The organism is Pontibacter qinzhouensis (assembly GCF_008017455.1).
GTDB lineage: Bacteria > Bacteroidota > Bacteroidia > Cytophagales > Hymenobacteraceae > Pontibacter > Pontibacter qinzhouensis.
In genome coordinates, this window is sequence record NZ_VRTY01000029.1 from 1 (window position 1) to 20,017 (window position 20,017).

The 20,017-nt window shown below is 47.0% G+C and carries 19 protein-coding genes and 1 tRNA gene; 8 read left to right on the forward strand and 12 right to left on the reverse strand.

Annotated features, from left to right (window positions below):
* Nucleotides 1-227: 227 nt before the first annotated feature.
* The 8 genes from FVR03_RS09380 to pheS form a co-directional block, all read right to left on the reverse strand.
* Nucleotides 228-746 carry a hypothetical protein gene (locus FVR03_RS09380; protein ID WP_147921487.1) on the reverse strand — a complete coding sequence of 173 codons (519 nt, stop codon included), beginning with the start codon at nt 744-746 and terminating at the stop codon, nt 228-230.
* A gap of 1 nt (nt 747) precedes the next feature.
* Nucleotides 748-1,350 carry a type II toxin-antitoxin system MqsA family antitoxin gene (locus FVR03_RS09385; RefSeq protein ID WP_147921488.1) on the reverse strand — a complete coding sequence of 201 codons (603 nt, stop codon included), beginning with the start codon at nt 1,348-1,350 and terminating at the stop codon, nt 748-750.
* A gap of 10 nt (nt 1,351-1,360) precedes the next feature.
* Nucleotides 1,361-1,750, reverse strand: a complete 390-nt coding sequence (locus FVR03_RS09390) for a hypothetical protein (RefSeq protein ID WP_147921489.1) — start codon at nt 1,748-1,750, stop codon at nt 1,361-1,363.
* A 265-nt stretch (nt 1,751-2,015) separates the two neighbouring features.
* A complete protein-coding gene (locus FVR03_RS09395; RefSeq protein WP_255474143.1) occupies nt 2,016-2,459 on the reverse strand; it encodes a JAB domain-containing protein in 444 nt (147 codons plus the stop codon).
* A 718-nt stretch (nt 2,460-3,177) separates the two neighbouring features.
* Nucleotides 3,178-3,251: transfer RNA gene (locus FVR03_RS09400), tRNA-Asn, on the reverse strand.
* 127 nt (nt 3,252-3,378) lie between these two features.
* Nucleotides 3,379-3,801 carry a Rieske (2Fe-2S) protein gene (locus tag FVR03_RS09405; RefSeq protein ID WP_255474144.1) on the reverse strand — a complete coding sequence of 141 codons (423 nt, stop codon included), beginning with the start codon at nt 3,799-3,801 and terminating at the stop codon, nt 3,379-3,381.
* Nucleotides 3,788-4,642, reverse strand: coding sequence for a 3-hydroxyacyl-CoA dehydrogenase NAD-binding domain-containing protein (locus FVR03_RS09410; protein WP_147921491.1), 855 nt, complete (start codon nt 4,640-4,642; stop codon nt 3,788-3,790). Before FVR03_RS09410 ends, FVR03_RS09405 begins: the two co-directional genes overlap by 14 nt.
* 233 nt (nt 4,643-4,875) lie before the next feature.
* The gene (pheS, locus tag FVR03_RS09415; RefSeq protein WP_147921492.1) at nt 4,876-5,901 is read right to left on the reverse strand and encodes a phenylalanine--tRNA ligase subunit alpha; all 1,026 of its coding nucleotides are present in this window, start codon (nt 5,899-5,901) and stop codon (nt 4,876-4,878) included.
* 667 nt (nt 5,902-6,568) lie between these two features.
* On the opposite strand from pheS, the gene FVR03_RS09420 reads away from it, so the two are divergent.
* The 8 genes from FVR03_RS09420 (at nt 6,569) to FVR03_RS09455 (ending at nt 16,699) form a co-directional block, all read left to right on the forward strand.
* Nucleotides 6,569-7,396 (forward strand): LiaF transmembrane domain-containing protein, encoded by an 828-nt coding sequence (locus FVR03_RS09420; RefSeq protein WP_147921493.1) that lies wholly within the window; start codon nt 6,569-6,571, stop codon nt 7,394-7,396.
* 203 nt (nt 7,397-7,599) lie between these two features.
* Nucleotides 7,600-8,625, forward strand: coding sequence for a sensor histidine kinase (locus tag FVR03_RS09425; RefSeq protein WP_147921494.1), 1,026 nt, complete (start codon nt 7,600-7,602; stop codon nt 8,623-8,625).
* Nucleotides 8,622-9,362: a LytR/AlgR family response regulator transcription factor gene (locus FVR03_RS09430; protein WP_147921495.1), complete on the forward strand. Its 741-nt coding sequence runs from the start codon at nt 8,622-8,624 to the stop codon at nt 9,360-9,362. The genes FVR03_RS09425 and FVR03_RS09430 overlap by 4 nt, the downstream gene beginning before the upstream one ends.
* A gap of 431 nt (nt 9,363-9,793) precedes the next feature.
* Nucleotides 9,794-10,441, forward strand: coding sequence for a TetR/AcrR family transcriptional regulator (locus FVR03_RS09435; protein WP_255474145.1), 648 nt, complete (start codon nt 9,794-9,796; stop codon nt 10,439-10,441).
* Between the two features lie 24 nt (nt 10,442-10,465).
* On the forward strand, nt 10,466-11,824 hold the full coding sequence (locus FVR03_RS09440; RefSeq protein WP_147921496.1) for a TolC family protein: 1,359 nt from the start codon (nt 10,466-10,468) through the stop codon (nt 11,822-11,824).
* A gap of 30 nt (nt 11,825-11,854) precedes the next feature.
* Nucleotides 11,855-13,006, forward strand: a complete 1,152-nt coding sequence (locus tag FVR03_RS09445) for an efflux RND transporter periplasmic adaptor subunit (RefSeq protein WP_147921497.1) — start codon at nt 11,855-11,857, stop codon at nt 13,004-13,006.
* A gap of 17 nt (nt 13,007-13,023) precedes the next feature.
* Entirely contained in the window at nt 13,024-16,440 is a 3,417-nt protein-coding gene (locus FVR03_RS09450; RefSeq protein WP_147921498.1) for an efflux RND transporter permease subunit, read from the forward strand.
* A gap of 4 nt (nt 16,441-16,444) precedes the next feature.
* On the forward strand, nt 16,445-16,699 hold the full coding sequence (locus FVR03_RS09455; RefSeq protein ID WP_147921499.1) for an acyl carrier protein: 255 nt from the start codon (nt 16,445-16,447) through the stop codon (nt 16,697-16,699).
* Nucleotides 16,700-17,179: 480 nt separating this feature from the next.
* Here the strand turns inward: FVR03_RS09455 and FVR03_RS09460 are convergent, their stop codons facing one another.
* From FVR03_RS09460 to FVR03_RS09475, 4 genes are all read right to left on the reverse strand, one after another.
* Complete coding sequence (locus tag FVR03_RS09460) at nt 17,180-17,920, reverse strand: M48 family metallopeptidase (protein WP_147921500.1); 741 nt, start codon at nt 17,918-17,920, stop codon at nt 17,180-17,182.
* Nucleotides 17,921-18,166: 246 nt separating this feature from the next.
* Nucleotides 18,167-18,382 (reverse strand): hypothetical protein, encoded by a 216-nt coding sequence (locus tag FVR03_RS09465; RefSeq protein WP_147921501.1) that lies wholly within the window; start codon nt 18,380-18,382, stop codon nt 18,167-18,169.
* 17 nt (nt 18,383-18,399) lie between these two features.
* Nucleotides 18,400-18,996 carry a YkvA family protein gene (locus FVR03_RS09470; RefSeq protein WP_147921502.1) on the reverse strand — a complete coding sequence of 199 codons (597 nt, stop codon included), beginning with the start codon at nt 18,994-18,996 and terminating at the stop codon, nt 18,400-18,402.
* A gap of 280 nt (nt 18,997-19,276) precedes the next feature.
* Nucleotides 19,277-19,885: a C40 family peptidase gene (locus FVR03_RS09475; protein WP_147921503.1), complete on the reverse strand. Its 609-nt coding sequence runs from the start codon at nt 19,883-19,885 to the stop codon at nt 19,277-19,279.
* Between the last annotated feature and the right edge of the window lie 132 nt (nt 19,886-20,017).

The following is a 20,017-nucleotide window of genomic DNA, read 5'->3' on the forward strand; positions in this document are numbered from 1 at the left end:
TTTACCTGGTGGTGATGAATGTAGAGAAGAAATGGATAAAGCCACTGCCTAACTGGGCCTTGACTTTCTCTCAGCTTTTTATCATGTTTGAGGAAAGACTCAGGCCCCACCTGAGGGTTTGACTTTTTAGATGTTAGGCTAAAGCCGTAACATCTAAAAAGCCACTAAAAAAACGAGTGACACAGTTCTGTTTACACTCCCAATAAATTAAGTATTTTAGGATAACCTTACTCCTCTAGGTTTACCTGCTTATCTTCCGCTTTTAAACTTTTCCTTTTTGGGCTTTCCTTTAGCAAGTCCTCTGCATTGATGATTGGCAAAGTGAACCCCTCTAAAGGAGTACCAAGTGTCTTAGTAATAATCATTCCTCTTGCTGTTGAATATGCGGTTCCTAGTAATGGGACAACAAGATGAGGTCCTGGAATCATAGCGTCGGAAGTTTTTGATTTGACTAAATGATCTTCTATGTTTAGGACGTTAAATGTAAATCCTAAATTGAATTCTCCCTCAATTCCAGACGGTTCCGTCTTTTCATCAAATGCTTTGCATTCTATATGCAATTCAACCTTAACACCTTTCTCCTGGATGCTATATGTACTATTAGTAGAGAACTTGCAATCAAAACTAGCTATTAAGCTAGATGGAGAATTAGAAGAATTGTTGTTTTTGATGCAGAATTCTAAAAATAAAGCTTCCGTAAGTAGGAGCTTTGTGAAATCTAACTTTTTATTATTTGCTGCAGGCATGTTAATGCAAAGCTTCAGTTAAGTTTTTATCTAAAGATTGTACTTTGGGTAAAGAAACTTTAAACGTCAACGGCTCAGCCTGCTCATTGAATGATGTCCAGGCATGGATAGTTTCCTTTGTACTTACCTTTGGAGTACTTTCTACTTCTATAGTATTATTTGTGCCATAGATATAGTTCTCTAATGCCTTCAAGACCTTTTCGCCCACTATATGCTTTTGTTGTGCGATAATTTGAGCGAGGCCCGCATCTGAAACAACTAATCTTAATAGCAACTGATGTGAAGGCTTAGGGAGTTCACCATTCTCATAATAGCGATATTGATTGACTCCAAGTCCAAGAAGTTTAGACATTCCTTTTTGACTAAGCTTTAATCGGATTCGAACATCAACCAATTCTTCCGGAGAAGGAACTTTATAGCGCTCGCGCCATTTTTTTAGTAGTTCTTCAACTACATTAGTTGTCATTTCAATATCACCAAACTTTTCTCCAGTTTCATTACAAATGTAACTGACCACCTCTATTTCAAAGTCTTCACCTCTAAATGGAATAGTCTCTAGGGTAGTAACCTTAGTCACTTCTCCCCCAGTGTATGGGCTTTTCATATTATTCTTATTAAACCAAATTAGGATACTTCATTGCAAATTTTGAAGGATGAAATGAAATACAAATGATTTTATCATTCTCGTAGCCTATTTGCACCTTAATGTAATACTCAACCTTTTTCTTGCTATTAGTTTTATATTTGGGGCCGATTTTTTTTCCAAATATCCAAAGCTGACCTTTTGAAGGAATGTTCTGTGTGTCCTCAATTGGCCCCTCTGAATAGTTTTCAGGGGTGAGTTCTTTAATTATTTTAGTTAGCTCATTAGGCGGATACCCCCAAGTATAGAGCTCTGCATAAGCACTAATATATTCTGGTCTGTATATAAAATGCACCTCCTGAAATGCCAACTTTAAGTGGAGCGCTTCCAGGAAAGCCTCAACTTCTTTTAACGTCGGCATTCTTTCTTGCTTTCACAGCCCAAAACTATACTGTTTTAACTTAAAACGCAACAAATAAGTTGCGTTTTAAAAAAAATAACTAAAGGGTCACTCCTAAAACTCTTAAAGTTCAGTATGCGCACTACTATCTTTTCAATATAACTATGAACAGTTAAGCTCTCAATTTTATATAACGTATTTTCTATTTAACATAATGGTACTTATCGGCCAGGACAAAATAAGAAGTTTATCTTGTTTATCACAATTTAATGAGCAAAAGGAAGGGCTATAAGAGCCCCTCATCTGCCATAGAATAGTATGCCTCACTGGTGAGGATGATGTGGTCCAGCACGACAATGTCAAGCAGTTCTCCACCCTGCTTCATTTTCTTTGTCAGCTGTAGGTCTGCCGCGCTTGGTTTGGTATTGCCGGAGGGGTGGTTGTGGCAAAGGATGACGGAGGAGGCGCAGGCTTTGAGTGCTGCCGCGAAGATAAGCTTGGGGTCAGCTATGGTGCCTGCGATACCTCCGGTGGAAAGCTCATAAATGCCCAGCACCCGATTTGCCCTGTTGAGTAGCATCACTTTGAACTGTTCTACAAACTCGATCTTGCCAGTATCCCAGTTTTGACGGAGAACCTCTGCGCTGTTGGTGGAACAGGTCACCTGGGGGCGCTCGGACGGTTTCACTTTGGAGCGGTACGTCAGTTTAATTTCTGCGACTTTGTTCATTCCGGTTTTATTAGTCGGCTTTTCCATAATCTTGTTCTTTTAAGGTTTTAGGAATTGATTATGGTGCCTTCCCTGCCTGGCGAACGGACTAAGGGCAGGGTGGAGCCGAAGAAAATGCGGAGGGCTCCCTCCGGGATACCCATTTTCTTCGGACTACCTTGTCCCGTGTCCGGGCGCCAGGCTAACTTTGCGCCGGAATGAATGACCCTGGACTTTTGTATTTGCGTGTCTTGAGTGGGTGATCCTTTTAATTTCTCATCAAACTATTTTGCCTCAGTTTAAAAAAATGAGGAGGATACAGTCATCTTAAAACGAGTGAGTAAGAATAGAGTAGGAGCAAGGTTATTTGATGACCTTAACTATATTATCATTGATGTTTTAACTATAAAGACATTAAGAAAGTCTGTCCAGTTGCTAGAGCAAGAAACTGGACGTGTAGAGGCTTGTGAAAAAATGGGCTGAAAGAGTAAATAAGCTCTCAGAGTATACACTTAGGAGGCAGTAGCGGAGATCTCAAAGCTTTACTGAGAATTAATTGAAATAATAATAAGTCCAGCAATGTGGTTCGGAAGAAGGAAAGATGAAAAAAAGTTAAATAGCTATGGTGGGAATTATTTTACAAATAAGAAGGCGGCTGAATACTAAAGCTTGTGTGCAAATTGTGTGTACATAAAAAAAGCCACTTAGCAGTTTTACCTGTAAGTGGCTGATTTTCAAGCTCCCCCTCTTGGGCTCGAACCAAGGACCCCATGATTAACAGTCATGTGCTCTAACCAGCTGAGCTAAGGAGGAGTGTTTCTTTCAGCAACTGTCTTGCTGTTTGATGCTGCAATATTACGGCGGTTTTTCTTTCTACGCAAGTGCAGCCCAAAAAAAATCTTCAACTAAAGGGTAATTTATTGGAAATCAACCTGAAAAATTAATTGGTAATGTATAAGACCGATCCGCTTAAGGAGGTTCTGTATGGCTTAAGGCCTAAAATGGCCGGACCAGCGTTTACGTTGCCATACATGCTGAACTGAGAGCCGCAGCACTTATCGACCATAAACAGGTTAGAGTCGTCTACCTCTACTCTGGCGCAGTCGGCGGTGGGGTCGTAGGTACAGGCGCGTTCAAAGGCGTGGTAGATGGTGGAAGTCTGGCGCACGACAATGATACCTTTGTAGCCGGCATTAATATAAGCATAGCCGCCATCCTGGCGTAGCATCGGGTATTGCAAGCTGCTTACATTTAGCTGCTCGTTTACCGGCACGTTTGGTATGTTCGGGTGGTTGTTCTCGTCGCGGCACGAGAACAGCAGCAGGAGCGTAAAAAATGCTAAGAGTTGGTTAATCCTGGTCATAAGTATAAAAGCCTTTACCGGTTTTGCGCCCCAGGTGCCCGGCATCCATTTTTTGTTGCTGCACACGGCTGGGTCTGAATTTTGGGTCGTAATGAAAAGCCTCGAACATGGAAGCGGTTACGGTATAATTAATGTCAACACCTATCATGTCCATAAGTTCGAAAGGGCCCATTTTAAAACCACTGGCCCGCAGGAGCTCGTCTATGGTGGCAACATCGGCAACGCCTTCCTCCAGCAGTTTCAGGCTCTCCACGTAAAATTGGCGGGCTACTCTGTTAACGATAAAACCCGGCGAATCTTGTGCCATAACAGGAGTCTTGCCGAGCTTGAGCACGAGCTGCTCTATGGTTTGGGCTACAGCGGGTGCGGTAGCAGCCCCGGATATCACTTCGACCAGCTTCATGATATGTGCAGGGTTAAAAAAGTGCATGCCTACCACGCGCTCCGGGTTCGGTACCGCGGCTGCAATGCGTGTAATTGAAATAGACGATGTGTTGGAGGCAAAAATAGTGTCGGGGCCGTTAATGCCGGAAAGCTCCTTAAAAATACTCTGCTTTACCTCCAGGCGCTCCACAACGGCTTCTATAATAACATCGGCATAAAGCTCCAGGGTATTGCCGGTAAAGCTGAGGCGTTGCAGGGTAGCTTCTTTGTCGGTGGGCGTTAGCTTCTGGCGCACTATGCCCTGGTCCAGGTTCTGGGTAATAGTGGTTTCTGCCTGTTGCAGCTTGGAGGTACTGATGTCGTAGAGAATAGTGGTATAGCCTGCCTGGGCGCAAACCTGCGCTATACCTAGGCCCATGGTACCTGATCCTACTACTCCTATTTTTTTTATTTCCATCTTTTTTCAGACACAAGTACTAGGACACAGAACTCAAGATTGCTACTGCTTGAATAGCAGCAGCAGGTATAGCATAACATCACTCCAGAGGTTCATACCCTTGGCACATAACCAAAGAAAAAGCCTCCGGAAGGCCAAATTCATTAGAATAATTGAGTTAATGTGCTATGCCTCCGACTAAAGAGAAGAAAACGATTTAACCGTTGAGCAAATCAGCAATCAAGAACCAAAGATCAAATAACGCCTTCGAACTGCTTCAGGAAGCGTACGTCGTTTTCGGTGAAAAGGCGCAGGTCTTTTATCTGATACTTAAGCATAGTAATACGTTCTATGCCCATACCGAAGGCGAAACCGGAGTATGCTTCCGGATCGATGCCGCAGTTCTGGAGCACGTTCGGGTCTACCATGCCGGAGCCGCCAATTTCTACCCAGCCGCTGCCTTTGCAGATGTTGCAGCCTTCGCCTTTACAGATGAGGCAGCTAATGTCGATCTCGGCGCTTGGCTCTGTGAACGGGAAAAACGATGGCCGGAAACGAACCTTGGTGTCTTGCCCGAAAAGTTCTTTGGCAAAGTAATACAGCGTCTGCTTCAGGTCGGCAAAACTTACATTTTTGTCTACGTACAAACCTTCCACCTGGTGGAAAACCATGTGCGCCCGGGCCGAAATAGCCTCATTGCGGTACACGCGGCCTGGCATAATGCTGCGCAAAGGTGGCTTCTGCATCTCCATGAGGCGCACCTGCACGGTAGAAGTGTGCGTGCGCAGCAGCTTGTCGCGGTCCTGGCTAAGAAAGAACGTGTCCTGCATCTCGCGGGCCGGGTGGTTCTCCGGGAAATTGAGGGCCGTAAAGTTATGCCAGTCGTCTTCCATCTCGGGGCCTTCAGACACATTAAAGCCGATGCGCTCGAAAATGCGCACAATCTCGTTGCGTACCAGCGAAAGCGGGTGGCGTGTGCCAAGTGTGCCCGGCACAGGTGGCAGCGAGAAATCAAAGCTCGTTTCGGCGGTGTCGGCGGTGGTGGCTGCCAGTTGCTCCTGTGCCTGCTCCAGTTTCTCCTGCGCCAGGTTCTTGAGGCGGTTCAGGTCCTGGCCTACCTGGCGGCGCTGCTCCGGCGCTACCAGTTTCAGGTCGTCGAAAAGAGCGGCTATTTGCCCTTTGCGGCCAATGTATGTAATTCTGAATTGCTCCAGTTCGGCTGCATTGCCAATGTGTGCGGCCGCTATTTCTTGTTCTACTCGTTGTATGTTCTCAACCATAATACACAAAGATAACAAACCTATTAATTAATGTGCTAATGGGGCAATGTGCTCATTAATCAATTTGAAGATTTGAAAATGCTTTTGCTTTAGTAAACTCTTTGCTGGTGCGAGCTTGTAGCTCGTGCCTACATCCTTAAAGCAAGCATCTTTTCTTGCTTTGGTAAACATGGCTTTTACACCTAGAAGGTAAAGATGCAGCAAATATGTAAAGGTAAGGGTTACAAGCACTCACCAGCAAAGAGATTAAGTTGGCTTTTAAAATGACGAGCTGCAAAGGGGAACACCATTAGAATAATTCAGAAGCTACACGCTGCTCATGCAACGCTTTAGCAAAAAAACGACTCCTACCTGTTAAGATGTAAAAGTAAACTGTTCAGAGCCTGAAATTGCCAGTTTGTCTAGTTTCGCTTTTAGCTAAGGCCTTGTTTCTGCAAATTTGAGATATGGGGCTGATAGTAAGAGAGTTCTTTTTTAGCCGGAGGCAAAGCAGAGGCTGTCTGAAGGGCCATTTAGCACAGTGGCCATCGGTGAAAAAATCTGTATAGTAAATTTGCTATGCTTTTACCGACAGAAACCTGGTGTTCACCGATTTCTTCTTAGAGCTGGCCTATTAGCTGTTGAGTTGCGCCGGCCTACGCTGTAGCTTTGGTTAAAATTAAGAGTTATGGAAGAGACTAAATTACAAAAAACCGATCATTATAACCGGCTGGAGAAGCCTGGGCAGGGGCGCTCGGGCAGGGTGCTGGGTGGCCTGGTGGTTATTGGCGTGGGCATGGTGCTTTTGGCTAACCAGCTAGGCGAAGTTAATTTGCCGCGCTGGGTTTTCTCCTGGAAAATGGCGCTGATACTGCTGGGTATTTTTATCGGGGCACGAAGCTCCTTTCAGCGGTCAGGCTGGCTGGTGCTGGTGTTCATCGGGGCCATGTTTCTGGCAGAAGATCTGTATCCGTCTATCTCGCTGAGGGCATACATCTGGCCTATTGTGCTGATCTCGATGGGCCTCTGGATTATGCTTCGGCCTAACAGGTTTGGAGGCAACTGCGGCGGTTCCCGCAGAAGAGAATGGCGGCCTGGCCCGGGTGATCAGCAGGGCAGAGGCGGCATGGCAGCTGAACCGGGTTTCGCACCCAGCCCTGGAGCCGAGTTTATGTCTGATGACTATTTGAATGCTTTTACATTGTTTGGCGGTACCAAAAAGAACATCTTCTCCAAAGACTTTAAAGGCGGCACCATCGAGACTTTTTTTGGCGGATCGGAAATAAACCTGAGCCAGTCCGATTTGCAAGGTCCCGCTACCATAGATGTATCGCAGGCATTTGGCGGCACCAAACTTATTGTGCCCTCGCATTGGAAGGTGCAGTCGGATGTGATGGCGATACTTGGCGGCATAGACGATAAACGGCCACTGGTAAACGATACTTACAACACCGATAAAATACTCTACCTGAAAGGCACCATTATTTTCGGCGGCCTCGACATCCGGAGTTATTAATTTTTGAATTGTGAATGAGAGAGTGAGAGAATTTTTAAAATTCTGAGTGAGCGAATGGATGATTAAAAATGAATGGACTGTAATAGCAATTGCCTTGCCTCTACCCATAACTAGTTTACTCTCCGTCAGCACCTGAATACTATTCTCTCACTCATTCATTCATTCAAGATTCACAATTTAATTCACTCATTCAAAATTAAAAAATGTATTCTCTCAAGCTCATACTGCTGTACATAGGGTGGGCCTTGCTTTGGGCAATGGTGCAGGTGCTGGTGCTGTACCAGGCAGGTTATGCATGGGAGCTAACGGTAACAGATGGGTTAGTAACGAACGGCGCCATTGTGTTAGGGGGCTATGTAATTGGGTCGTGTTTACGGTTTTACCAGCCGGAACTTAAAAATGTAGCGTACCTGCTGGGGAGTACGCTGGTGCTGGCTGGCTTAGGAGTGGCTGCAGCCGAGTGGGTGCTGGAGCAGGCGCTGAATGGGCAAACGGCCTACCTGCAGTTTGTAGATGCCACGCTGCCCGTACGCTTTGCCTTTGCCTGGCTTATGCTGCTGTTCATGGCGCTGCTGCACGGGCTCTGGGCTTATATGCGGGAGCAGCAGCAGGCAGAGGAGCGGAAATTGTCGCTAGAGAAGCTGGCCCGGGAGGCGGAGCTGCATACCCTGCAGCAAAAATTGCAGCCGCACTTTCTGTTCAATAGCCTTAATTCTATCAGCGCCTTAATTGGGGCAAGGCCGGAGCAGGCCCGCTGCATGACACAGCAGCTATCGGAGTTTCTGCGCGGCACCCTCCGCAAAGACGACCAGCAGCTGGTGCCGCTGCAAGACGAGTTGCAGCACCTGCAGCTCTACCTCGATATTGAGAAAGTGCGGTTTGGGCACCGGCTGCAAACGGTGCTCGAGCACCAGTCCGAGACCCTAACCCTGCAACTGCCGGTGCTGCTCCTGCAACCTGTGGTAGAGAATGCCATTAAGTTCGGCCTCTACGATACCCTCGGCGATACCACTATCCGGCTGTCGGCCAGGGCAGAGGCCGGGCAACTGGTGCTGGTGGTGCAGAACCCCTACGACCCAGCTACGCTACAGCCCAGGCGCGGCACCGGCTTCGGCCTAGACTCGGTAAGGCGCAGGCTTTACCTGCTCTATGCCAGGCCCGACCTGCTAACTACCGAGCAATCGGGGGCACTGTTTATAACCACCATTAAAATTCCGCAAAGCCTATGATTAAATGTTTAGTTATTGATGATGAGCCCCTGGCGCGGAGCATCGTGCTGGAGTACCTGCAGCAGTACCCCGACATACAGGTAATGCAGGAATGCTGCGATGGTTTTGAAGGCGTGAAAGCCATTATGCAGCACCAGCCAGACCTGGTGTTCCTCGATATCCAGATGCCAAAGATCAGCGGTTTCGAGATGCTGGAGCTTGTGGAGGCCGCCCCCGGCGTTATTTTCACGACCGCTTTCGATGAGTACGCCATCAAAGCCTTTGAGGCCAATGCCGTAGATTACCTGCTCAAGCCCTTTAGCGCCGAGCGGTTTAACGCAGCCATAAAAAAATGGATGAGTCAGCAGCAGGCAAGTGTACACCAAACGGCCAAAACCCTGGACGAAGCCACCTCCCGGCACCCCGAGGAGCAGCATCGGATTGTGGTAAAGGTCGGCAGCAACATCCGGATTATTCCGGTGCACGAGGTGCAGTACCTGGAGGCCTACGACGATTATGTGAAAATTCATACCAAAGATGGCTGCTTCCTGAAAAAGAAAACCATGAGCTACTATGAGAAAACCCTGGACGAGGCGCAGTTTGTGCGGGTGCACCGGTCTTACATCATCGCCTTGCCGGAGCTAACCCGCATCGAGCCGTTCGAGAAAGACAGCCACATGGCCCTGCTCCGGACGGGCACACGCATACCCTTAAGCAAAAGCGGCTACAGCAAACTTAAAGCTGTTTTAGGTATTTAGACCCTGGTAACCCTTGACCTCAAAGAGTTAAAATATCTTCGGAAGGCTGTTTTCATTAGAATAATTTGGTTGTTGATTGTCTTTTGTTAATTGTTAAATGGTTGATGTAAGGATTTGAAATGTGAAGATGTAGAAATGATGTAAGGAGATTTTGAGTTCTAAATGAGTGGATATCTCATCACTTTTAACTTGTAAAAGGTCTCGGATCTAAAGTCAAAAAAATCCTTCAGAAGGCCATTTTTATTAGAATATTTGATTTTTTACACTTGCAGCTCAGGTTTTCTACTAGGCTGAAAAACGATTCTTAGGTACTTTCAGCAGGTGTGGCAGGTAGCTAACGGGTTGATTAAGACAGGCTTACAATTGTTAGTATTGCGAATAAATAATATAGGAAACTTTGGAAACTAAAAATGTTTCCGTAGTTTTGGCTTGTGGATCAGCAAACAGAGGCGCTTCAGTTGAAGTCAGAAAATCAGGTTAAAATTGCAACAGCTGCGTTCGAGCTGTTTTGCGAGCAGGGCATTAAAAGTGTGTCGATGGATGATATTGCGCAGCACCTGGCTATATCTAAAAAAACCATCTACAAGTGGTACAGCAACAAAGATGAGGTTGTTTTTGCTGCCGTAAAAGGATTTTTAGATAAAATGGGAAGCGATAGCGAGTGCTGCCTCTCTAATGCTGGAAATGCGGTTGCCCAGCTTTTTGACATCATGCAGACAGTGCGGCAGCTTTTCGTGAGTATCAGGCCAGCCGTTTTTCATGATTTGCGCAAATACCACCCTCGTGCCTGGAAACTCTGGCAAGACCACAAATGCGAATTTATGCTCGAGAAAATAAAAGAGAACCTGCGGCAGGGTATAGCCGAAGGCCTCTTCAGAAAAGACCTGGACATAGAAGTAATAGCCCGCATCCGGTTGATTATGGTAGAGTTGCCATTCGACCCGCACATTTTTCCGCAACACGAGTTTAACCTGCAGCAGGTGCAGCAGGCAAACCTGGAACTCTACATGCTTGGTATCGCCACACTTAAAGGCCACAAGCTTATAAACGAGTACAAACAAGTCAAAGAAGAAGAATAACCACACCTACTTCCAGCATAAATTATGAAAAAACTAGTTAGCCTTGTAGTGGCAGTGGCTGCTATGCTTGGCGCCTCGTGTGCACATGCGCAATCTTACTCGCTCAAGCAAAGCATCGAGTATGCGCTGCAAAACCGGATTAACCTGAAGATGGCCCGCAACCAGCAGCAGATCGATAAAGCCCAGGTAGGCGAGATCAGGGCCACGGGGCTGCCTCAGATAAGTGCCGTGTTCGAAGCCGGCGATAACTTTATACAGCAGCAGAGCTTTTTGCCAGCCGAGTTCTTCCAGGACCCCGACAACCCTAACTCGCCGGAGCCCGGCACCTTTGTGCCGGTTACTTTTACCCCAATTTACACCGGTAACGTGATAGTAAGCGGTAGCCAGCTCTTGTTCGACGGGTCTTACCTGATTGGCCTGAAAGCTGCCAAAACCTATACCGAACTGGCCCGAAAAGATTTAATTCAGAATGAAATAGATGTGGCCGAACAGGTTTCTAAGGCCTACTACAGCGTGCTGGTTAACCGCGAGCGCCTGGAACTGCTCAACCAGAACCTGCTGCGGCTCGATACGCTGCTCTGGCAAACGGATGTGATGTTTAAAAACGGCGTGGCAGAGAAACTGGATGTTGACAGGCTGCGCGTTTCTTTAAACAACCTGAAGGTGGAGAAACAGAAAACTGAGCGGCTGCTTGTGCTGAGCGAAGACCTGCTGAAATTTCAGATGGGGCTGAACCAGAAAGAGCCTGTTTACCTGACAGATGAGCTGGCTGAAGTAGAAGTGGAGGTCGCTAAAACCAACACCGCTAATTTCGATTACGCTAACAGAATAGAATATTCTGTGCTCGAAACACAGCACAGCCTGGCAGAACTGAACCTCCGCAACATTAACTCCGGCTACCTGCCTAAGCTCTACCTGAATGGCCGCTACGGCTACAATGCGGCCAGCAACGAGTTTAACGGCATGACCCGAACCCGTAACTGGCTCGAGTATGGCTACGTAGGCGCGCAGCTGCAGGTGCCTATTTTTGATGGCTTGCGCAAAAGCTACCAGGCACAGCAGGCCAAGTTGACCCTGAACAATACCAAACTCGGTTTCGAGAGCCTCAAGCAAAGCATCGACCTGCAGTTGTCGCAGGCCTCCGCCGACCTCACCAGCTCGCTCGAAGTACTGGCATCGCAGCGCGAAAACATGGAGCTGGCAGAAGAAATAGCGCGTGTGGCAAAAATTAAGTTTCAGGAAGGTGTGGGTACCAACCTGGAAGTTGTAACCGCCGAAACAGACCTGCGTGGCGCACAAACTAACTATTATTCTGCCATGTACGATGCCCTGATAGCCAAAGTGAACCTTGATAAAGCCACCGGCACCCTCTTAACAAAATAAAACTATAGCATAGGCAAACCTCAACCAACCATGAAAAGAGTATTAGGAATAGCAGTAACAGCCATTTTGGTGAGCCTGGCAGCCTGCCAGCAAAACAACGACAAAGAAGCACAGCTGGCTGAACTGAAAAGTCAGCAGACCGACATACAAGCCCAGATTGCCGCACTCGAAGCTGAACTAAAGGCCGAGGGTAAAGGCGGGGAGCCTGAAAAGAAAACCATTCCTGTAACAGTGGCCGCTATCCGGCAAGACACATTCCGGCATTACCTCGAAGTACAGGGCAAGGTAGACTTTACGCAGAACATAATGGTGAGCCCCAAAGTAGGTGGCGTGCTGACCAGCGTGCGGGTAGTGCCCGGCGATAAGGTAGGAAAAGGACAGACCCTGGCAACCATAGATGCCACCATACTCGACCAGAACCTGGCAGAAGTGCGCACCCGCCTCGACCTGGCCCGCATTTCTTACGAAAAGCAGAAAAACCTCTGGGACCAGCAGATTGGTACCGAAATGCAATACCTGACGGCCAAAAACAACTACGAAGCCTTGCAACGCAACATTGGCTCTATGGAGCAGCAGCGCGACCAGTTTAATGTAAAAGCTCCCATTAGCGGCGTGGTAGATGAGGTGGTGCCCAACTCAGGTGAGTCTGTAGCGCCGGGTGTAGGCATTATTCGGGTAGTAAACACAACCGGAGGTAAAGTAGTAGCCGAGGTGTCGGAGGCCTACCTCTCAAAAATTAAGAAAGGCGATGCCGCCGTGGTAAGCTTCCCGGATCTGCAGACAGAGGTAAACGCTACGGTAGATGTAGTGAGCCAGTTTATTAACCCGACTAACCGAAGCTTTAAAATTGAGCTGAGGCTGAAGGAAAACAAAGACATAACACTTCGTCCGAACCTGGTGGCGCTCGTGCGCATTCAGGATTACGTGAAACAGGATGCTATTACCGTGCCCGTTAACCTGTTGCAGAAAGACGAAAAGGCACAGTATATCTACGTGGCTAAAAAAGAAGGTGAGCGCTATGTGGCTACCCGAAAAGAAGTAACAACCGGTGTAACCTATAGCGGACAGGTAGAAGTACTCTCGGGGCTGTCGGCAAGCGACCAGATTATTACGGCTGGCTACCAGAACCTGAACGAAGGGCAGCCAGTGGTTTTTAACCAGGTTAGCAGTGTAGCTCCATAACACTTAAGCAGAAAACTATGAAACAGTTTAAGCCAACCAACTGGTCTATCGACAACCGGACCAGTATCTATATCATTACCATTATTATCTCTATTGCAGGTATCTTCTCCTACATTAACATGCAGAAAGAGAACTTCCCGGATATTGTAATTCCTACCGTGTTTGTGGGTACTATCCATCCGGGTACGTCGCCTTCGGATATGGAGAACCTGGTAACGCGCCCCATCGAGAAACAAATTAAGTCTATTTCGGGTGTGAAAACAGTAACTTCTAACTCGCTGCAGGACTTCTCTATGATTACCGTGGAGTTCAACACCGATGTGGAGGTGGTAGAGGCCAAGCAGCTGGTAAAAGATGCCGTAGACAAAGCCCGCACCGACCTGCCAACCGACCTCGACCAGGACCCCACCGTGCAGGAAGTTAACTTCTCCGAATTCCCGATTATGTCGGTTAACGTGTCGGGTAGCTACAGCCTCGACAGGCTGAAGAAGTATGCCGAAGACGTGCAGGACCGGATAGAAGGGCTGCCCGAGATTACCCGTGTGGATATGGTGGGAGCACTCGACAAAGAGGTGCAGGTGAACGTGGACATGTACAAAATGCAGACGGCCCGGGTTACTTTTAACGATATAGCCAATGCCATTGCCTACGAAAACATGACCATATCAGGCGGTAACGTGGCTGTGGGCGAAATGAAGCGCTCGGTAAGGGTAGTGGGGCAGTACACAGATCCGAACAAGATCGGCGACATTGTAGTGAAATCTGTAGCAGGTGCCAACATTCAACTTAAAGAAATTGCTGAGGTAAAAGAAGGCTTTGAAGAGCAGGAAAGTTATGCCCGCCTCGACAATTCGCCGGTTATTACCCTGAATGTAATTAAAAGGAGCGGCGAAAACCTGATTGAGGCATCAGACAAAATTACTGCCCTGATAGACGAAATGCAGGGTTCTGTGCTGCCCAACGACCTGAAGATAACCATTACCGGGGAGCAGGCAACACAAACGCGCCACACGCTCAACGACCTGATCAACACCATCATTATCGGGTTTGTGCTGGTAACGCTTATCCTGATGTTCTTTATGGGAACTACCAACGCTATTTTCGTTGGCTTGTCGGTGCCGCTGTCTATGTTCCTGGCCTTTATTTTTATGCCGACCATCGGTTTCTCGCTGAACATGATCGTGCTGTTCTCGTTCCTGCTGGCATTGGGTATAGTGGTAGACGATGCCATTGTGGTTATCGAAAACACGCACCGTATCTTTCATCAGTCGAACATCAGCATAATAAAAGCAGCCAAAGAGGCAGCCGGAGAGGTGTTTGTGCCGGTGCTGGCCGGTACGCTTACAACAGTGGCACCTTTCCTGCCGCTGGCGTTCTGGCCTGGTGTGGTAGGTAAGTTCATGTTCTTTCTGCCTATAACACTTATTATAACACTGATGTCGTCGTTGCTGGTGGCGTTTATCATGAACCCGGTGTTTGCTGTTACTTTCATGAAGAAAGACCATGGGCAGAAGATTTCGCCAAAGGCTCGCAAAAGGTTCTTGTTCATTACGGTAGGTGCGCTGCTGGTGGCAGTGGTGCTCTATATTGCCGGCTGGTACGGAACGGCTAATCTGATTGTGCTCGGTGTGCTGCTCGTGCTCCTGAACAAGTATGTGTTTACCCGCATGATCAATGGTTTCCAGAACAAGGTGCTGCCACGTTTTATGAATAGCTATGAGAAGATGCTTCGGTGGACGCTTGTAGGGAAAAGGCCGATAGGTGTTTTTGGAGGCATACTGGTGTTGCTCGTCATCTCCTTTATCGCGATAGGCATCCGGTCGCCAAAAGTGGTTTTCTTTCCTGAAAGCGACCCTAACTTTGTGTATACCTACATCCAGTTGCCTGTTGGTACCGACCAGGTTGTAACCGACTCCGTTACGAAACTTGTTGAAAAGCGCATTTATGGTGTGATAGGGGATAAAAATCCTGATGTGGAGTCGGTTATCTCGAACGTAGCCATTGGTGCCGGCGATGAGAACGACCGCAGCACGACAGCGCAGTCGCATAAAGGCAAGGTAACAGTTGCTTTTGTGGAGTACCAGGACCGCGTTACTGACAGAACTTCAGGTACTTATCTTAATGAGATACGGGAGGCAGTAAAAGGTATTCCGGGTACAGAAATTACAGTCAGTAAAGAACAGGATGGCCCGCCGGTAGGCAAGCCAATCAGTATCGAGATATCCGGTGAAGAGTTTCCGGAGCTTATTACGGTGTCCAGAAATGTGGCAGCCTATATAAACCAGCAGCAGATACCTGGTATAGAAGGCCTGAAGTCGGACCTGGAAGACAGCAAACCGGAGGTGGTGATTAACATAAACCGTGAGCGTGCCAACCGCGAAGGCATCAGTACAGGTCAGATTGGCTCTGAGGTACGAACAGCCATTTTTGGAAGAGAAGCCTCCAAGTTTAAGCTTGATGAGGACGAGTATCCCATCCAGGTGCGCTATGCGGAGCCTTACCGAAAGAATATTGATGCTGTGATGAACATGCTCATCACCTACCGCGACATGAACTCCGGGCTTGTACGCCAGATTCCGCTCTCGTCTGTGGCCACTATCGAGTACTCGAACACCTATGGCGGCATTAAGCGCAAAAACCTGAAACGCATGGTTACCTTAGAGTCTAACGTGCTGGACGGCTACAACGCTAACGAAATTGTACAGCAAATTGAGCAGTCGCTGGTTAACTTCCAGACACCCGAGGGCTATGAGGTGCGCATGGGAGGGCAGCAGGAAGAGCAGCAGGAGACCGGCCAGTTCCTAATGGTGGCGCTGGTAGCTGCGTTCTGCATCATCTTCCTGATTCTGGTAACACAGTTTAATTCAGTTTCCAAGCCATTCATCATTCTGTCAGAGGTGTTGTTTAGTATAATTGGGGTGCTTTTAGGGTTCTCTATTTTTGGCATGGATGCCTCCATTGTTATGACAGGAGTAGGTATTGTGGCGCTGGCAGGTATTGTTGTAAAAAATGGCATTCTAATTGTGGAGTTCACTGAAGTGCTGCTTGCAGAAGGTAAGGAGTTGAAGGAAGCCATTGTGGAAGCTGGCAAAACCCGTCTGAACCCGGTGTTGCTTACTGCTGCTGCTACCATACTAGGGCTTATTCCGCTGGCGTTAGGTATTAACTTAAACTTTTTTACCCTGTTTACAGCCTTCGAGCCAAACTTCTTTATGGGAGGCAGTAGCGCTGCTTTCTGGGGGCCGCTGGCCTGGACCATTATTTTTGGATTGAGTTTTGCAACCATTGTAACGCTGGTGATTGTGCCGGTGATGTACCTGCTGAATGAGAAGTTGAAAGACAGACTTATAGGTAAAAAGAAAAGAGCGCACGCGCTAAAATTAAGGCAACAGACTATGCCTGTTAATGGAAAAGTAAAGGACTATACGATTTAAATTTATGCTTACATCAGATAAGACGATAGAGAAAGAGGTTGTTAAGATTATTAGCAAAACCAAGCATATCAGGCCAGCCAGAGTGCGGGCTAAAGCAAACCTTTCGCAGGACTTTGGGTTCGATCCGATAGATGTGGTAGATATTATCCTGGAACTGGAGAAAAATTTCCACATCACGATTCCGGATGAGGTGCCGATTGATACGGTAGGCGATTTTATCAACTATCTCACCACCCACACCATCCAGAAGGTCGATTAACACGTACATTTTATCCTAAAAGCAAAGCAGCACGAGCGTAATCTCGTGCTGCTTTGATTTTATAGGGCTAGCAACTTCGTGCGCAAAACCGTTATTTTAAATGACCATCATGCCCTTAGCTCATTTTGGTAAGCACACTAATTATTCTAATAGTTTTGGCCTTCAAACAGATTATTGGTGTTTTTTAGTCAAGGGTAAGAGAATGATTTTTTTACTCAAACTCTCATGCACTCATTCAAAATTGCTTACCATCATCTTCAAATTTCCAAATCCTCACATCTCCAAATCAACATCAACAATCATCCAGATTATTCAGATCAAAATAGCCTTCCGAAGGTATGTAAACGGAAAAAGACCTTTGGCTGGCAGGCTAAAGGTCTTTCTTTTAAGGTTTAACAACATTTTATAAACGCCAGTTTAAAGTGGTTTCTGGCGGCTGATGTTCTTGTTTAGTAGCTGTGTTATCAAATAAGAAGTGGTTTAGTAGATGGTGATGCGGTAGGCTTTCAGTTTTTTGTCGAGCGACCTGGCATTGCCACAAATGCTGTCGAGGAGGGACCAGAAGCCGGGGCCGTGGTTCTTTTCGACGGTATGTGCCAGTTCGTGCAGAATGACGTAGTCGCAGAGGGAGTCGGGCAGGCGCATAAGGTGCAGGTTCAGGTTAATGTTGTTAGTAAAAGAACAGCTGCCCCACCTCGATTTGGCATTTTTGATAAATACATTCTGATACTCAAAACCAAACTTATCGGCAAAGTAAGCTACCCGCTCCGGCAGGTATTGCTTGGCCTCCTTACGGTAAGTTTCTTCTATCGACTTTCGAATAAACTTCTGCACATCGATATCGCGAACATCTTTGTGAGCCGGATAAAATACGTTGATGTACTCTTTGTCTATAACACAACGCATAGTGTACTGGGCGTGTGTGAGGAGGCGTAGCGTGTGCGAGCGGGTTCTGAAATCGCTGCTGTGGTCGTAAACCGTTACCTTGGCCTCATGCTTCTGCATAAGCGCCTGGTGCTCCTTTATCCAGTCGGTTTTGGTGTAGATAAGCTGCTCCGCTTTTTCGAAGCTTACATGTGGGGGCACAGCTACCCGAATGCCTTTCAGAGGTCTAACGCTGATGGTGAGGCGTTTTGCCTTATCGCTCCTTTCGATCAGCACCTTTCCAATGCCGTCAATGTGGAGGTTAACGGAAGATAAACGTAAAAATGATGAGGACACGTTGGCTAAAAAGTTAAAGTCCAAAAACAGTAAGCCAAATATAAATAAATATTTTCTTAAAACGCTATCATTGCCAGAGCTTTTATCTTAAAAAATGTATTTATCTGTATTTGAATTGTACTATATTTTAGCGTAGCAATAATGCATTATATGCGTTTTTTAACTAACTAAAGACATTTTTGTTAGGATGATATGGTAAACACTAAGGCTGTAAGTAGCAGCCTTAGTGTTTACGTTAAAAATACTTTATCTTATGTTGCCGCCTTCCGGAAGGTCGTCGTTGTTGTTCTTTGCGGAACGCGAACTATCGGTAGTGGCGGTGCGCAGAGTTGGCTCCTGGCTGTTGCCTTCCGCCCCCGTATTGGTGTGCTGAGGAGCCTCCTCCGGTTTCTGATCCGACTTTATGGCGCCGTCTTTCTTATCTGCTGCTTTTTCAGGGTTCTCCTTTTTGTTTGCATCCATAAGCGAATAGGGTTTAGTTAGAGATCTTTTTTGTCTTCTACTTGTACGGTGCCTGCAGCCTGATTGCTGTATTTTGGCGTACCAAACGAGCTGTCGGCGTTATGCACCTGCTGATCAGGAGTTGCTGCCGGCGTAACGGCGGCCAGTTGTTCCGGCGCTGGTGCAGCGGCTGGTTTGGTAGCTTCCCATTCGTTAAACCTATCCAGCTCCGATTTAATGCTTGTCATAAACCAGGCCAGCAAGGTGGCATCGTCGAGCAGGCCAATAACCGGGATTACGTCGGGTATCAGGTCGATTGGTGTCAGGAAGTAAATAAAAACAGCTATGCCACCCACTAAAGTAGAAGTCGGAATACCTTTATATTCTCCTGCCATCGCCGATTTTATCATGCGGCTTAGCAGTTGCAGGCTTTCCCAGGCCTCTGTGGCCAGTGTGCCGATGTTTTTCTTCGTGCTGGCTTTCTTCAGACTGTCTGCTAGGAGCTTGGTAACCTGCATCGGGTGCTGTAAGAACTGCTCTGCTTTTTTAAGTATATTTTTAAAAATAGGGCTCTGCGCAACTTTTTTTCCGTCGTATTGCTGTTTCTCCTCTTGTTGCTGATTCTCAGTTTGCATAATATGTGCTTGTGCTTTATGTTTAGTTGTAAGTTTATAATACCAAAAGTATGGATATCTGATGAACAAGAAAACAGGCAGGCTCCCTTATCAGTAGAAGTTTTAAGATCTTTTACCGGAGGCTGTTTTTTAGATGTTTTGCTCCGGGCCCACCTGTACCTGTAACTGTCGTGCTCTCTCCTATACTAACTCTCTCTTAAAATGTTATGGATATACTAAACCACAGCGCCCTGCCATAACTGGTATGGCAGGGCGCTGTGGTCGGGGCAAATGCGTTTGCTTAATTTACACGGCCGGCGGCAAAGTAGTGGTGGCGGTAATAAGGTTCTTTCAGCGAACTGATCATAACACCTCCGTTGGTAGCCGAATGAATAAATTTGTTGCCCTTCAGGTAAATGCCCACATGAAAAATAGGCTGCTTCGGACCTCTCCGGAAAAAAACAAGGTCACCGGTCTGTATGCTGTCTTTTTTTATGCGCTCCACATCTCCGAACATCGACTGCGAACTGCGGCTCAGGTCTATGCCGTACACTTCGCGGTAAATGCTGGTTACAAAGCCGGAGCAGTCGGTGCCTTTGCGGGTGCTGCTGCCGTACTGGTAAGGTGTCCCTATCCATTTGGTAACGGTTTTCAGCAATTCCTTGTCTTCGGTATAGTCGAGGCGGGTGCCCAGCTTTTTGGCATATTGCTCGTAAAAAAGAGAGTCGTTGGGAGTAGGAGCTTCTATTAATTCGGCAATTGGCTCAGGCTCGTAAGGCGGTGGCAGCAGAAAAGCAGCAGCATCGGCTACAGGAGGGGCAGGGGCATTAGTTTCAGGAGATATTTCGTATAAATACGAGAGCGTGAGCGAGGCTATAGCTAAAATGCTCAGTATAATGCTTTTAATCATAGGGTTTGGCTTGTTACGGCCCCGGCTATCGGGCCAACAGTTTCACCTTTTTATTTAAACAAATTGGCTCTGCTTAGTAGCTAAAATAAGCCAACGTATAACGTTTTTGATGTTGTCGCATCTTTACAAGCT